This window comes from Mycobacterium dioxanotrophicus (assembly GCF_002157835.1).
Classification (GTDB): Bacteria; Actinomycetota; Actinomycetes; order Mycobacteriales; family Mycobacteriaceae; genus Mycobacterium; species Mycobacterium dioxanotrophicus.
This window is the reverse complement of record NZ_CP020809.1, coordinates 7,470,864-7,485,520: the sequence shown is the minus strand read 5'-3', so window position 1 is coordinate 7,485,520 and position 14,657 is coordinate 7,470,864. Positions and strand designations below refer to the sequence as shown.

The 14,657-nt window shown below is 69.4% G+C and carries 12 protein-coding genes; 10 read left to right on the top strand and 2 right to left on the bottom strand.

Translation table 11 applies throughout. The annotated features are described in order from the left end of the window. From BTO20_RS36100 to BTO20_RS36060, 9 genes are all read left to right on the top strand, one after another. Complete coding sequence (locus BTO20_RS36100; RefSeq protein ID WP_087081234.1) at positions 1–2,640, top strand: hypothetical protein; 2,640 nt, start codon at positions 1–3, stop codon at positions 2,638–2,640. Between the two features lies 1 nt (position 2,641). Continuing rightward, positions 2,642–4,783: a hypothetical protein gene (locus BTO20_RS36095; protein ID WP_087081232.1), complete on the top strand. Its 2,142-nt coding sequence runs from the start codon at positions 2,642–2,644 to the stop codon at positions 4,781–4,783. Next, positions 4,780–7,266 (top strand): GAP1-N2 domain-containing protein, encoded by a 2,487-nt coding sequence (locus BTO20_RS36090; RefSeq protein ID WP_087081230.1) that lies wholly within the window; start codon positions 4,780–4,782, stop codon positions 7,264–7,266. The genes BTO20_RS36095 and BTO20_RS36090 overlap by 4 nt, the downstream gene beginning before the upstream one ends. Then, positions 7,266–8,195 (top strand): hypothetical protein, encoded by a 930-nt coding sequence (locus tag BTO20_RS36085; protein ID WP_087081228.1) that lies wholly within the window; start codon positions 7,266–7,268, stop codon positions 8,193–8,195. Before BTO20_RS36090 ends, BTO20_RS36085 begins: the two co-directional genes overlap by 1 nt. A gap of 31 nt (positions 8,196–8,226) precedes the next feature. After that, entirely contained in the window at positions 8,227–9,384 is a 1,158-nt protein-coding gene (locus BTO20_RS36080; protein ID WP_064948404.1) for a hypothetical protein, read from the top strand. Between the two features lie 2 nt (positions 9,385–9,386). After that, on the top strand, positions 9,387–10,274 hold the full coding sequence (locus tag BTO20_RS36075; RefSeq protein ID WP_087081226.1) for a sensor domain-containing protein: 888 nt from the start codon (positions 9,387–9,389) through the stop codon (positions 10,272–10,274). Beyond that, positions 10,271–11,284, top strand: a complete 1,014-nt coding sequence (locus BTO20_RS36070; RefSeq protein ID WP_087081224.1) for a sensor domain-containing protein — start codon at positions 10,271–10,273, stop codon at positions 11,282–11,284. Before BTO20_RS36075 ends, BTO20_RS36070 begins: the two co-directional genes overlap by 4 nt. Before the next feature lies 1 nt (position 11,285). After that, positions 11,286–12,185 (top strand): sensor domain-containing protein, encoded by a 900-nt coding sequence (locus BTO20_RS36065; RefSeq protein ID WP_087081222.1) that lies wholly within the window; start codon positions 11,286–11,288, stop codon positions 12,183–12,185. A gap of 77 nt (positions 12,186–12,262) precedes the next feature. After that, on the top strand, positions 12,263–12,778 hold the full coding sequence (locus BTO20_RS36060) for a pyridoxamine 5'-phosphate oxidase family protein (RefSeq protein ID WP_087081220.1): 516 nt from the start codon (positions 12,263–12,265) through the stop codon (positions 12,776–12,778). Here BTO20_RS36060 and BTO20_RS36055 read toward each other — a convergent pair. After that, positions 12,775–13,740, bottom strand: coding sequence for a pirin family protein (locus BTO20_RS36055; RefSeq protein WP_087081218.1), 966 nt, complete (start codon positions 13,738–13,740; stop codon positions 12,775–12,777). The genes BTO20_RS36060 and BTO20_RS36055 overlap by 4 nt on opposite strands. A gap of 55 nt (positions 13,741–13,795) precedes the next feature. Between BTO20_RS36055 and BTO20_RS36050 the strand changes: the two genes are divergently transcribed. After that, positions 13,796–14,053: a DivIVA domain-containing protein gene (locus BTO20_RS36050; RefSeq protein WP_408632139.1), complete on the top strand. Its 258-nt coding sequence runs from the start codon at positions 13,796–13,798 to the stop codon at positions 14,051–14,053. 201 nt (positions 14,054–14,254) lie between these two features. On the opposite strand, the gene BTO20_RS36045 is transcribed toward BTO20_RS36050, so the two are convergent. Next, the gene (locus tag BTO20_RS36045; RefSeq protein WP_087081214.1) at positions 14,255–14,548 is read right to left on the bottom strand and encodes a WhiB family transcriptional regulator; all 294 of its coding nucleotides are present in this window, start codon (positions 14,546–14,548) and stop codon (positions 14,255–14,257) included. Positions 14,549–14,657: the final 109 nt, after the last annotated feature.

Sequence of the window (14,657 nt, the reverse complement as noted above, 5' to 3'; positions counted from 1 at the left end):
ATGTCGCTGACCGTCCTGCTGGCACCGCCTCGCGCATGCGAAGAGGTGCTCGCCGTGCTGGCCGACTACTCGGCGGTGGGGCTGCTGAGCCCGTTCGCCTGGGTCGACGCCGGTGATGTCGGCGGCGCCTCCACCCCGGCCACCCTGATCCGCGACGGCCACGCCGAACCTGTTGTGCTGCAACAGTTGCTGACCGGTGAGCGCTACGACCGGATCCGCGTGGCCGTGTTGGTGCCCATCGAGGCGCCTGCCGCCGAGCGGGTTCCGCTGGCTGCCGAGCAGGCCGTGGAGCAGATCGTGCGCAGCACGTCGATGGGCGCGCGGATCAGCCTGCTCCGGCTGCTGCTCACGCCGGGGCATTCGGTGCCGACGGCCCCGGATCTGGCGCTGGTGCTCGAAGGCTGGCACAACCTGCTGATCGCGCCGGAGGATTCCGCCGCGCCCGGTCTCGGCGCGGTGCCGTGGGGCCGGCTGACCGATCCCCTCGACGTCGCCCAGCAGACCGCGCCGGTGGTCGCGGGGATCGCAGGCCTGTGGGCCGGGGTGGACGACAGTCCGTTCGACACCATGGAGATCCTGCCGGGTCAGACCGTGCGCGCGGTGCGGGCGTTCTACCGCAGGCTGGACACCACCGCGGTGGAGAGCACGCTGCGCACGCAGCTGTTCGACCCGACAGGGCGGCTGCCGCTGCCGCGCGGTGGGCAGGTGCCCGTGGTCTATGTCGAAGACGTTCCCACGGCCGCACAGTCGATGGCCCGGGCGTTGTGGACCAAACACCGCGACGTGCTGCGCGGGCCTCGGCTCGCGGCCGACGCCGCGCCCACCCAGGCGATCGGCATCTGGGCCGCGCTGAAGATGTTCTTCAAATTCATGGGCGCCGCGCTGCGCAGCGCCCCGTCGGCGTGGCTGTCGGCGGTGATGGGGTCGGTGACCTCGGTGGTGGCGACCACCGTGCAGGGCACCGTGTTCGGCCGTACCGACTCGGCGTTCGCCGTCGTCGCCGATACCGCCAAGGCCGACTGGCAGGACCTCAACCGCAGCGCGGAGACCCTGCAGACCGCGCTGAGCGGGCAGGGCGCGCACCTGGCGCAGCAGGATCTCAGCGCGTTGTGGACCGACTTCGTCAACGGCGCGCTGACCCTCGCCGATGGCGGTCGCCGGGCGGCGGGCCTTGACCCGATCGCCGTGGGATCGGCGGTCGGCGTGGTGTTCAACGCCGCCGACGTGGTGCCGAGCGCGGCCGACGAGTTCCGCGGGATTCCCACCTCGCTGGCAGCGGTCATCGGCGTCACCGCCGTCGAAGGCGCTGACGTCCTTGGCGCCGCCAACGTCCGCGAACGCCTGCAGAACGCCTACTCCGACCCGGCGGCCGGGGTGGAGGCCCGCAACACCGGGACCGAGTTGGACCGCTGGCAGGCCGCCGCGGCGAAGAGCTATGCCTGGCAGGTCGGCACGATCCTGGCCGACTTCATGCAGCGGGCCCGCGGCGAGGTGGCCGGCCTGGTGTCCCAGATCCAGTCGATGGGTGACCGCAACGCCGTCGACGAGCAGCTGCGGCAGCGGCAGCAGGCGGTCAGCACCATCCTCAAGACGTTCACCGTGGCGCTGTTCGTGGTGCTGCTGGCATTGATCGGGGTCGCCGCCATCGGCTGGTCGAGCTGGAAGTTCGCCCTGATCACCGGGGCGTCCCTGATCGTGCTGTACATCGTGGTCTCGCTCGGGTTGTTCATGCTCAGCCAACGCGACCTGTTTGCCGAGATGAACCTGCGAAGATCGCAGCTCAATCAGCTGGAGACCATGCATGCGAACCTGCGCAACGCGGTGCAGGACCTGAGCCGGCTGACGTCCGCCTACGGTCAGCTGCTGGCGTGGTGCCGCACGCTGGGCGCGGTGTTGCGGGCCCCGTTCGGCGTCGCGCCGCCGGCTCGCGCGGCCGTCGGGCAACTGGTCGACGGACTGCCGCGGTCCACCCAGATCGGGGTGGCCACGCCCAGCGCCGACCAGGCCGACAACGCGACCCACGGCATCCAGCGCAGGCTCTACGCGCTGGGCTGGCTGACCAAACCGTGGGAGGACATGCTCGGCGAGGCGGCGGGCCGGCTCCGTGAGGAGCCCGCGGCACTGTTCAAGCTTCCTGGCGTCGGGTCGGGGTCCGGGCTGGACCAGTGGTCGTCGGCAGTGTTGCAGGGCCGGGTCCGGCCTGCCGGGGCCGATGCGCTGTGGGCCCGCGTGGAGCAGATGTTCGCCGACGAGGCCGGTGGGCAACCGGGTGGCCTGGCCGACGCGCTGACCGGCACGGTCGCGGTGCCGACGCTGGCTCGGGAAGTGCCCGCGCAACAGTTCGGTGCCGGATTCACCGACCACCGCCCGGGCCGGGCCGCGCCGTTCGACGCGTCGCTGTTCACCAACGCCGCGGTGACGGCAGGCCGGTCCGGCGTCGCGGTCGACGACGCGGTGGTGATCCGGGCCGGGCTGGGCTACCGGGCAGTCGTTGTCCAGGCCAGCGACGGTCTGCCGCCGTACGATTTTGCTTTGTTCGAGATGCCGGTGCCCGTCGCGCCAGGTGGCGAGGACGAGCCCACGATGATGGTTCGACGCACCGAATCCGATGCGCCGCCAGGGGAGGACATGGTGTTCTGACATGCAGGATTCCAGCAGCCCCGATCCTTTTCACCGGGAGGATCCCGACGACGCCGACCCCCGGCTGGCACCCCTGCTGGCCTGGCGCCAGCAACTCATCGATTCCGGTGCGGTGGCGGCGCGCAGCTTCAAAGAGGCACATCTTCGTCTGGTGCTGAGGTCCGGCCGCACGGACGTCGAACAGATCCGGGCGATGCTGCCCGGCTCCGTCGCCGAGCACGCCGACGAAATGGCCAGGGTGCTCTCCGAGCTGGACACGTCGTCCACCGAGCAGACGTCGATCACCGGCAGGCACCGCACCACCGACGCATCGGCCGGCGCGGCGCTCCCGTCGCCGACCTTGCCGCCGGCCGGGACGTCGGGGACCCTGCCGCCTTCGACGCCGGCGGTCCCCTCCGAGCCGGCCCCACCTGCCGCGCCGGCGCCACCGCCCGCCGAACCAGCACCGGTGGCCGAAAGCCCGCTCACTGCAGCCGATTTCACCCCGTTCACGTTCGGGCAGCAGCAGTCGCCCCGGCAGAGCATCGCGTTGCGCCGCAACGCAGCCGGCGGTGCCATGGAGATCAGCTGGCCGCCGCTGCAGGGCTCCGACGGCGTCGTGCTGTACCGGCTGGTGAGCTCCGAGGACAACCCGCCGTACTCACCGGATCGCGCCGATCTGGTGGCCGCCACCGATACGACGTCGGCGGCCGACACCCGCCCACCCGGCGCGGCGGTCCGGCATTACCAGGTCTGGATCAACGTCGGCGCCACCCGTGCCGAGGCCCTGACCGCGCAGCCGATGCTCTACGCCGCCGGCGTGCTGGTCAGCCCGATCACCGATTTCGCCATCCGGGAGGACTCCGGCCGGGTCATCGGCCAGTGGACCGTGCCGGCGGGGGTCAGCGCGGTATACGTCTACCGGGTGCCCGCCGCCGAGGCCGGTCGAGACGGGCCGCAGTACCGCATCCTCGCGGGCAGCGACAACCTCAACGGCTTCGTCGACTCCGAGCCCGTTCGTGGTGAGCGCTACCAGTACCGCGCCCGCTGCGCGGCCAACGTCGACGGGGTGCTGCGGCTGTCGGAAGCCGTCGAGACCGACATCGAGATCTCGGCTGTGCTGGCCCCGGTCACCGACCTCGCCGTGGCGACGGGTGTGGACGGCTCGTCCTTCGACCTCACCTGGACCCCGCCGGTAGGCGGGCGCATCGTCATCTACCGCACCCAGGACGGACCGAACGCCGGTGCGGAATCGGCCGAGCTGCCCGAAGGCGCGCTCGAGCAGGTCGGGCTGACGCCGGAGCTGCGGCTCACCCAGCCCGTGGTCACCCAGACCGGGCCCGACGGCAGGCCCCGCGCGCTGATGGCGGGGGTGTCCTGGCCGGCCGACTGGAGCCGCGCCTACCTCACTCCGGTGACCATCCTGGCCGGCCGGGCCCTGGTGGGCCGCACGCTGTCGTCGGTGCGGACCGGCGCGATCCGCGACATAGAACTGGCCGAGTACTGCAACAAGCAGGTGCTCACCTTCGACTGGCCCGACGGCGCGGCCGGTGTGGTGCTGTACCTGGCCCCCAAGGGCTACGACCCGCGCGCCGGGTTGACCGGCAAGTCGTTCGAGATCTCGCTGGAGGAATACGAGAAGTACGGCGGGATGCAGCTCACCGGGCAGCTGCCGGTCGGCGGGTGCTCGCTGCACCTGGCCCCGGTGGCGTTCTCGGGGGGCCGGCGGGTCACCGGGGCGATCGCCAGCGTCGAGTACCACGGACTGCTGCGGCTGCAGTACGCCGTGCGCATCGGTCGGGACCCGCAGGGTTTCCCGACGACCGCTACCATCGCCATGCGCTCCGAGCACGACCTTCCCGGCTCACCCGCGTTCGTCCTGGTCAACAACCCGCAGCGGATACCGCTGAGCGTCCATGATGGCCAGGCCGTCGACGTGGCGCCGCTGGATGCGCAAGGCCAGTTCGCCGACCGTCCGTCGAAGGAACTGCGCTGGTCGCAACTGACGACCTCCGGTACCGGCGAGCTGTGGGCGGCCAACGTCCGTGGCCTGCAGGGCTGGATCCGGTTGTTCGTCAACACCCCGTCGGCTGAGCGGCTGCGGGTGATCGCCCTGCTCGATCCTCCGGTGGACAGCCTGCGGTTGACTGCGATGGCGCAATGACCTCACGCTATGGCCAGCTGGCCTACACGTCGTTCGATGCTGTCGGTTCGGCCGGCGGCTGGCAGGTCAAGCAGACGACCGGCGACCTCACGCCGGAAGAGACCCAGCAGCTGATCGCCGGTGTCCGCACGGTATTCCGGCCGGTGCAGCCGCTGCCCGATTATCCGACACCCGAACAGCTCGAGCAGGGACCGCGACGGCTGGCCTACGGCAGGGTCGAAACCGGTACGGGGTACTGGCACACCGTGCCCGCGGGGTCCGACAGCACCGGCCGGCCCGGCAACGTGTTCGCCCACGTCGTGCTGGACCGCACCCCGCTGTCTTCGCCGCGGCGGCGGCCGATCCAGTGGTGGCGCTCGCCGCAGTGGGCCCGTCCGTACGGCGCGGCGGCGGTGAGCAGGGCGACGATTCCCGACAGCCCACCCGAGCCGGGCACGGTCGTGACCAAGGACAGCGTGGTGGCGTTCGCGCTGGACACCACCACCTGGCGGCTGGCGACGCTGTTCGCGCTGCTCGATGCCGTGGCCGGGGCGCTCGACGGCGGCGCACCGGTGGTCCTCGGTGCGGAGTCGGTCGAATCGGCTGCGCAGTGGATCGGGCTGGTGAGCTTTCTGATGTCACCGGGAACCGCCGCGGGCTTGAGCTTTTCCACGTTCGACCGGGCCGACCAGGTGATGCTGGCGTTGCACAGTGGCCAGTTGCTGACGGCCGTGCCGATCGGTGATCTGGATGCCGTGCCGGCAGGCGTGGTCGTGATCAGCGAGACCGAAGCGGTATCGATGGGCGAGCTCGACGGCGAGCCGCACAAGACCGCACGCGGGCACACCATCGAGGCCACGCACTTGTCGGCGATGGCCCAGGTGGTGCTGCTGGAACCACATTCGGCGCGGCGGTTGCTCGACGACATCGACCGGATCGCCGAGCAGGTCAACGACGAGGGCCTGCACCCCGCCTGGCCGACGGCCATGGTGGTGGCCGGCCGCCCGGAATTTGCTGACGCTGTCGAAGAGGCACACGAGGTGATCGCCGCCCACTCGCCTCCGGATGTCCCGGCCGGGTCGCAGGCAGCGCAGACCATCGCCGACGTGCTGTCGGCGGTCGTCGGCACCAGCACCGCCGACGCCTGGCGTGCGGTACAGGAACTGCCCGACGGACCCGCCGCCGATTTCGCCGATGCGACGTATCTGAGCCGGGCCATCACCGATGACACGTGGCTCGGCCAACTCGGGCCAATCCCGTTGGGGCACAGATTGTTTCACGGGAAACCAACGCCTTCACAGGTGCAGTCGGCCATCGGCCCCGGGCTTGCCGCGGCCCGGGACCAAGGTCCCGAACGTGAGCTTCGGGTGATCGAACTGCTGCTGCGGGCCGGGGTTGACGACGACCGGCTCGCCCCCGCCCTGCTCGACGACGTGGTGCCGCACCTCGACGATCCGGCGCGCGGCCCGAAGATGCGTCAACGCGTCGACGTCGACGGCAGGTTGGCGATCGGCGCGGCTTTGCTGCGGGCCGGTGGCGATGTCGAGGGCACCGCGATCAGCGACAACCTGCTCGATTGGTTGGCCGATGCGACACCCTTGCCTGGTGCCGACGAGTTGGCCCACGCCAGCCCGTGGGACCCGACCTGGATCCGGGCGGCGCTGCGCGGTATCCGGGCCGGCCGGCGCGGATCGGTCGAGCCCGGTGATTCCGGGGCGCAGCTGTGGTGGCTGCGGGCGACCGCGTCCCCGCATTTCGAACAGGCCGTCGCGGAGTCGGTGTGGGACCCGGCCGACCTCCTGCTGGCGTTGGGCGCCGACCCGATCACCGGGGCCGGCACCGTGCGCACACTGGTGGGCGCGCCGGACTCGCCTGCGCTGACCGAGCTGGCCGGCCGGGTGATCGACGGTAACGGCGACAGCACGGCCGTGGCCTGTGCGGCAGTGCGATACATCGAACCGCAGATGTGGATGCACCAGCGGTATGTGGAGACCCACCAAAGCGCCTACCTGCCGTTCTGGGAGCAGGTGCTGGCCACTACCGAGCCCAGCGCCGTGCACCACGACTTCGCCGTGCGGATGCTGACGTTCGCGTTGCTGGGCGTCGTCGCCGGCCAGCCCTACCCGCAGGCCTGTGCGGCGTTGGCGGCTGATTCCGGTCTCGGCGGCGAGGCCATCGCGCGGGTGACGCCGCTGGTCGACGGCTACGAGGTGGCGCCGCAGGCGGTGCTGGCGGTGACGCTGCTGCGTGTCGCGTCGGCCGAGGATGCCCAGCAGCAGCTGGACGTGATCGATCAATTGATGGGGCAGCTGGCCGAACGCGTGGCGGCGGGCATGCCCGGTGAGGAGAGCGACGTCGACGCGGTGACGATGCTGATGACACAGCTGTCCGGGGATGCCTCGGACGGCACGGTGCGGCGGTACCGGAAGATGGTGGGCAGGCTGCTGGCCCGGCGCTATGACGCACAGCCGTCGCTGGCGGCCCGATTGCGGGGGAGTCGCTGATGCCGATCTACGTGGTGAATGCACGCAACCAGCGGGTGCAGATACCCAGCCAGGCGCTGTCGGTGGCCATCACCGGCGCCGTCGGCGGTGCCGCGCTCGAGGTGCATGGCGGACCCGATCAGCCGGTGGTGCGCTCGAGCGCGCATCAGGCGTTGCTGCCCAGTCTCACCGGCCCCGTCATGGTCGCGGTGCGCCCGGTGGGCACCGACCGGTTCGGCAGCGGGACGGTCATCCATCTGGCGATTGCCCACGACAATCCCGGTGATGTCGATCCGGTCCAGGTGATGTTCGACCCGATCGACGTCAGCGGTGACACCGGGCTGACGTTCGCCAAGCTGACCCCCGACGGCACACAGATCGACATCTCGGTCAGCGCCGTCGCCGATACCCAGCTGAGCCCCCTGGCCACCGCCGCCCGCACCTCGGCGCGCAAGATCACCGGCCGCGGGCCGGGCGAGTCCGACGGTGCGGTGCTGATCGCGTTCGACACCTCGGCCTCGATGCGTAGCTGGTTCGCGGACGGCAGCGTGGTGGCGGCCACCGAGATCGTGGTCGGCGTCGCCGACGCGGTGGGTGTGCGCAACATATCGGCGGTCCTCGTGGGTGCGGACGTGGTCCCGGTGACCGCGACGGGCAGTGCGGAACTGGGCGAGGCGCTTCGGCGGGCGACGCCGCGCTGGTCGGCAGGCGCCCGCTGGTCCCGGCTGGCACCCGGGCGCTCCCGCGTGGTGGTCTGCGCGGACTACCCCACAAGTGCGGTGCGGCAACGGTTTCCGGTCATCGCGCTGTCCAACGACCGCAGGCTCGATGCCGCGGGTGCGCGCCTCCCGGCGCCGCGTCCGGGCAACGAGGCGACGGCCGAGTTGCTGGCGCATCCGCCTGTGCTGGACCGGATCACAGCGTCGCTGGCGAAGGCCCTGGCCCCATGAGTTTCAGCGAGGAGCCGGAGGCGGATCGCGCATGAGCAAATGCCCGCGCTGTTTTTCGGCGCTCAATCCGAACCAGCATCTGTGGACGTTGTCCGCTCAGGCCGGCGGCACGCGCTACCGCGACGACGTCGCCACGGCGTATCTGGGGGCGCCGGCCGACTGCGGCCCGCTCTACACCTGGACCCGCACGCCGGGTTACAACGGCCCGCCGCCGCCGACCGCGGAGGCCAGCCGAGCTCTGCAGGGCCCGGCGGTCGAGATCTGCCCGGTCTGCCACTACGTGTTGCCCGAGGGCTGGCGGCAGGGGCACGCCATCTGCATCGCCATGGCCGGGGCCCGTGCCACCGGCAAGAGTCTGTACATCGGTGTGTTGGTGAAACAGCTTGAGCTGCTGTGTGAACGGCTCGGGGTGTCGATGGAGCCGGTCACCCGCGCGACCGCGCAGGCCTATGCGACCAACTACGAGACACCGCTGTACGTGCAGCGCGGGCTGATCCCGCCGACCCCGACCGTGCACACCCAGGCCTCCACGCAGCGTGAACCGCTGATGTTCTCGATCGGCATCTGGCACGGCGTACGGCGGTTCCTGGTGTTGCGCGATGTGGCAGGCGAGGACATGGAGTCCGGTGATCTGCACACGCCGCCGTTCCGGTTCTTCGCCAATGCCGACGCGGTGTTCTTCATGTTCGACCCGTTGCGGGTCAAGGCAATTCGCGATCAGCTGCAAGATCTGCTGCCCGCCCAGCTGTTCAGCGGTGGCGACCCGCGATCGGTGCTCAACAACGTGACGATGGCGGTGGCGCCGGGGCAGCCCAAGCTCGCGGTGATCCTCTCGAAGTTCGATGCCCTACGCGTGCTGCGGGAGGTCGAGGGTTCCGAGTGGAGCCTGATCATGTCGAACGCGGGCGCGGCCTACCTGCGGGACACCTCCGACAGCCAGCAGTACGACGAGGTCGGTGGGCAGTTGATGCACGAAGAGGTACGCAGCCTGCTGACGCGGCTCAATGCCGGCTCCATCGTCGCCGCCGTCGAAAACCCGTCTAACGGAATGCGTTTGCAGAACCGCTATTTCGTCGTGTCCGCGTTGGGGCAGCCGCCCAGCGGCAACCGGCTGCATTCGCGGGGCATCGCCCCGTTCCGGTGTGCTGACCCTGTGCGGTGGGTGACGTCGAGCTTCGGGGTGCTGTAGGGGTGACGCAGGGTTGGGGGGATCCGTTCGGCGGGGCGCCGTTCGGTCAGTCACCGGATGGTCCGCCGATCATCTCCGCACCTGCTCAGCCCCCGCAGCAGCAGCCGCCGCGCAGAACCAAGACCGTCGTGATGCTGGCGGCTGTCGGTGGGATCGTGACCATAGCCGTTGCGGCGCTGGTGGTGTGGGCCGTGATGCCCGAGTCGCCGAGCACGCCGGCAGCGGGTCCGGCCTCGACGACCACATCGACACCGACCACCACGGCGGCACCGGCGCTGGCGACTCCGGCTCGACTGCCCGGTTTGCTGCTGAGCATGGACGAGGCCAAGCGCGCGACGGACGCGACGAGCACCGCCTACACCGTCACCGACAAGCAGCAGTTCAACGCCTCCGAAGGGGTTGCGACACAGCCTGACAACTGTCGCTCGGCGTTGTTCACCGGCGCCGGTGAGGTATTCGTGAACAGCGGTGCCACGGCCACGTATTCGCGATCGATCGTGCTGCCCGACCCGTTGACCACGACCGAGCTGGGCGGGGTCGAAGAGCGAGTGGTGTTGTACCCGAACGCGCCTGCGGCAACCAAGCAGGCCGCAGACATCGCGAATCGGTGGCGTGGGTGCGTGGGCCTGTTGACCGAGACGCTGAACAACGGCAAGAACTGGATCAAGTACCAGGTGGACCCTCTGGCCCGCTCACCGCAGGATCCGTCGATCGTGGTGTTGAGCAGCATCGTGACCGATACACCGGGTGTTCCCAACTTCCGCAACGTCCGGGTCGTCGCCGCCAAGAACAATGTCCTGGTCGATGTGGCGGTGTTCGGTGGCAATTTCGGCGATGGGGCGCAGACGATCACCGCGGAAATACTGGCCCGGATCGGCGATCTGACATGACCTATCCACCTCCGGACGACCCCTTCGGCGGGATGCCGTTCGGCCAGCTGCCGTCGGTTCCGCCACCGCCCTACAGCGGTCCGCCCGTCATTCCGGCTGCGCCGCAACCGCCGTCAGCGTCCGGCGAGGTCAACACCTTCGCGACGCTCTCGGTGGTGTTCGCATTCGTATTCGCTCCCATCGGCGCGGTGCTGGGCCATCTCGGCCTGTCGCAGGTCAAGCGCACCGGGCAGCGCGGCCACGACCGTGCCCTGATCGGGGTGGCCCTGTCGTACACGTTCATCGCGGCGGCCGTGGTCGGCCTGGTCGTGTGGATCGCGGTGAAACCGCCGGCTTCCGAGTCGAAAACCGTTGCTGCACAGACCACCACGACGACCACCTCGGCGCAGACCACCACGAGCCCGCTGCCACCGCCCCCGCCGCCACCTCCACCGGTCACTCCCGCGGGCATGGCCGGATTGCTGCCGAGCCTGGACGAGATGCGTCAGCTCATGAACACGCCGGATCTGACCGACGCGGGCAACGGCGACGAGGTGGGCGTGGTATCTCCGTCCGTGCAGACCTTCGACCCGCCGGAATGCGTGGTGTCGATGAATTCGTTCACCCCGGAGCCGTACAAGGACAGCGGCTACCGCTCGGTGCTGTCGGTGAATGCCTCGGGGCCCCATGGCAACACGCAGGCCGGCATCGGTGTGGCCGTCTTCGATGACGCCGCCGCCGCGCAGAAGACGCTGTCCCATTACATCGGGCTTCTGCAGCAGTGCGCAGGGAAGACGTTGACATGGACCATCGTCCAGGATGCCAAGTGGTCCAAGTTCATCCTCGGTGCACCCGAGAACAGCGGCGCCGTGACGGGTGTGCACAACACCAACATCGGTTCGACCACCGGCATCTATCGGGCCATCGGAGCCAAGTCCAATGTCCTGGTCGACGTGCAGATGGTCGGAGCGGATCTGACCGACCAGAACATCAGGGCGGTCAACAACGTCCTCGACAAGATTCCGGGCTGACGTGACATACCCGGGAGGACCAGAGGACCCGTTCGGTGGGGCGCCGTTCGGCAGCTATCCCGCGGGCCGGCAGCCCCCGTACGGTGGACCGCCGGTCATCCCGGCGCCCACCCCGCAGCCACCACCGCGCCGGAAGCGACGCGGCGTGATCCTCGCGGCGCTGGCCGCCGTGGTGGTGATCTGCGTTGCAGCGCTGGTGATCTGGCTGGTCATACCCGGCGATTCCAGCGCTCCGTCGGCCGGGCCGGCGGCGACCACGACGACCACGTCGACGAGCACCACCCCGACCTTGAGCGTGCCGGAACCCGTCAGCCCGTCGCAGCTGGCCGGCTTTCTGCTGTCCCTCGACGACGTCAAGCGGCTGGCGAACGCCGCCAACGACTACAAGACGACCGACAGCACGGCACTCAACGGATCGGAGGGCATCACCGTCACCCCACCGCAGTGCGTGTCCGCGCTGTTCGGCGGCGGCACCGAGGTATACGTTCCCAGCGATGTCATCGCGACCTTCGCCCGGAACGTGAACCTGGTCGGGGATATGAAGAAGGTCGGCCTCGGTGGTCTCGAGCAGCGCGTGGTGCTCTACGAAAACCCGTCTGTCGCAAGCCGACTCGTCGCCGATGTCGAGGCAAAATGGCGCGGGTGTGCAGGCCCGGTGTCCGTTGCCTTCGACGACGGTACGCCCACCTCGCATTACACGGTGGGGCCGGTCACCCACGGCAACCGGAATCCGTCCATCGTGCTGGTGAGTGCGACGATGGACAATTCACCGCTGTTCGTCAGCACACGGGTGGTCGTGGCCAAGGCGAACGTCGTCGTCGACCTCGCTTTGATGGGCGCCAATCTCGGTGAGAGCGCGGAATCGATTGCTCTGGAGATTCTGTCGCGGATACCGGCGTAGGCACCGACCCCTGTGCCATCGGTCGACCGGGCTGGAGGAAGCTGAGTCCAATCCGATGAGCAGAGAGGTGCTGGTGCGTGGGTAAGAACGAACGCGCGAAGATCGTCATGGCCGACGACGAGATCGCGGAATTCATCGAGCACAGCCGGACGGCGACCATGGCGACGCTGCAGGCCGACGGCCGGCCGCACCTCGTCGCGATGTGGTACGCGGTGCTCGACGGCGAGATCTGGTTCGAGACCAAGGCCAAGTCGCAGAAGGCGGTCAACCTGCGTCGCGATCCCACGGTCACGGTGATGATCGAGGACGGGCTCACCTACGGCACCCTGCGTGGTGTGTCCATCGACGGTCGAGCCGAGATCGTCGACGACCCGGAAACCATACTGCGCGTGGGCATCAGCGTGTGGGAGCGCTACACCGGCCCCTACACCGAAGAGATGCGGCCGTTCGTCGATCAGATGATGAACAACCGCATCGCCGTGCGGGTGGTGCCCGGCCGGCTGCGGAGCTGGGATCACCGCAAGTTGGGCTTGCCGGACATGCCGGTGAGCGGCAGCACGGCGCAATACCTGGGCGACGGGGTGTCCGGCTAGGACGTCGGATGCGGCCGCGGCTTGAGCTTGGCGTTGGGCAGCGGCGGCGCGGGCAGCCGTGCCGTGCGGCCGACGTATCCCTCGACGTCGCCGAACCGGGCGTCATTGGCCTGCCACTGTTCGCGGTACGCGGCGATGTCGTCATGGCTGCGTCCGACGAAGTTCCACCACATCACCAGTTCCTCGCGGAACGGGACACCGCCGAGGATGATCAGGCGAGCCGGGCCCGACCCGCGGTTGACCAGGTGAAGCTCGCGGTGGCCGGGGCTCTGGTACGCGAGGTCGGCGACCGCCAGAGGCGTTCCGGCCACCTCGACATCGCCCTCGTCGAGCAACACGCCGTGCTCGAAGGTCGGGTCGACCTGCAGGGTCACGGCGGCGCCGGGGTCGACGTCGAGCTGCGCGCCGAGCAGCGGGGTGAAGGTGTGTACCGGCGACCGCGAATTGGCCAACTCACCGAGGAATACCCGTAGCGTCGCTCCGCCGATGTCGCGGGCCTGCGGTGCGTAGTGGGCGAAATCGCGGTCGGTGTCGCGGTCGGCGTCGGGCAGGGCGACCCACAGTTGCACGCCGTGCAGGATGGTCGTGGTCGAGGTGGACACCTCGGAGTGGCAGATGCCTGCGCCTGCCGTCATGAGGTTCAGCTCGCCTGGACGGACCATCGCGTGTACCCCGGCGCTGTCGCGGTGTTCGATCTCGCCTTGGAAGAGCCAACTCACGGTCTGCAATCCGGTGTGCGGATGGGGCGGAACATCCATGCGGGTACCGCCGCGGACATCGTGGGGTCCGTAGTGATCGGCGAAGCACCACGCGCCGATCAGCGACCGGTCACGTTGCGGCAGGGTGCGCCGCACCAGCAGAGCGCGCGGCCCGCCGAGCGGCACCTCACGCGCGTGCAGAACCCCGGTGAATGCCGAAGCCGTGCAGGTGACTTCGGCCGGGAGGGCGTCGGTGTTGCTCATGGTTGCCACCGTAGTGCGATCCACTGGGCCGGCACGCCTGGTTAGCATGTCCGGCATGACCCGGCCGCTGACTGCCGACGACGTTCGCAATGTCACGTTGACGAAACCGCCCATGGGTAAACGGGGTTACGACCGCAAGTCCGTCGATGACTTCCTGCAACTCGTCGCCCGCCGGCTCGAGGGTCGTGGACACCTGAGCGCCGGCGACGTGCGCAACATTGCGTTCCCGAAGCCACCGCTGTTCCAGCGGGGATACAACGAGGACGAGGTCGATCGTCTGCTCGACGCGGTGGTCGCCACGCTCGAGCGCTGAAAGAAGTTGGGGGACGGTGCCGTCAGTGCGCCTCGCGGCGAGTGGTCGCTCGAAGCGACAGTTTTGGTGTGGGGCCCGGGGCAATGCCCGGCACCGTCGGATGCATAAACAGCACGCCCCGGGCCCCTATTCCTCCCCCGTGTGGAACTGCTGCCCTCCCGCCGCCGTCCCCTCGAAATCGGCGGCGAGAGGGCAGGTGGATCAGGCGGCTTCCGGGAAGATCAGCTTGGTCTTGCGGACCGGGTAGCCGTTGCGCTCGGCGAGCGAGCGGAGTTGCTTGAGCGCGAAGGTGCGGCCGCGGCCGCCTTCGGGAACCATGATCCCGGCCCAGAGCCCTTCGGCGCGCGGCAGTTCGCAGGCTTCCCGGGCGCACAGCCAACGGCGCGGGCACGCCCGGCAGATGACTTTCGCCTGGTCGTCGGGCGTGGAGGTCCAGCGCTCCGGGTTGGCGGTGCAGACGCCGAGCGGGATTCCGTTGGCCATCAATGCGGTCATGTGTACTGCTCCCCTCGTAAGGACTATGCGGTGTCCCGCGTTGAGGGGAACGCTATAGCAAGAACCGTAGCAGTGCAACAGTTTGCGGAAATTTAAACCGTTGCGGCGC

What these genes read in the sequence shown, in the direction of transcription:
- BTO20_RS36100 (WP_087081234.1), top strand. Translation starts at nt 1, where the DNA reads ATGTCGCTGACCGTCCTGCTGGCACCGCCTCGCGCATGCGAAGAGGTG.
- BTO20_RS36095 (WP_087081232.1), top strand. Translation starts at nt 2,642, where the DNA reads ATGCAGGATTCCAGCAGCCCCGATCCTTTTCACCGGGAGGATCCCGAC.
- BTO20_RS36090 (WP_087081230.1), top strand. Translation starts at nt 4,780, where the DNA reads ATGACCTCACGCTATGGCCAGCTGGCCTACACGTCGTTCGATGCTGTC.
- BTO20_RS36085 (WP_087081228.1), top strand. Translation starts at nt 7,266, where the DNA reads ATGCCGATCTACGTGGTGAATGCACGCAACCAGCGGGTGCAGATACCC.
- BTO20_RS36080 (WP_064948404.1), top strand. Translation starts at nt 8,227, where the DNA reads ATGAGCAAATGCCCGCGCTGTTTTTCGGCGCTCAATCCGAACCAGCAT.
- BTO20_RS36070 (WP_087081224.1), top strand. Translation starts at nt 10,271, where the DNA reads ATGACCTATCCACCTCCGGACGACCCCTTCGGCGGGATGCCGTTCGGC.
- BTO20_RS36055 (WP_087081218.1), bottom strand. Translation starts at nt 13,740, where the DNA reads ATGAGCAACACCGACGCCCTCCCGGCCGAAGTCACCTGCACGGCTTCG.
- BTO20_RS36050 (WP_408632139.1), top strand. Translation starts at nt 13,796, where the DNA reads ATGACCCGGCCGCTGACTGCCGACGACGTTCGCAATGTCACGTTGACG.
- BTO20_RS36045 (WP_087081214.1), bottom strand. Translation starts at nt 14,548, where the DNA reads ATGACCGCATTGATGGCCAACGGAATCCCGCTCGGCGTCTGCACCGCC.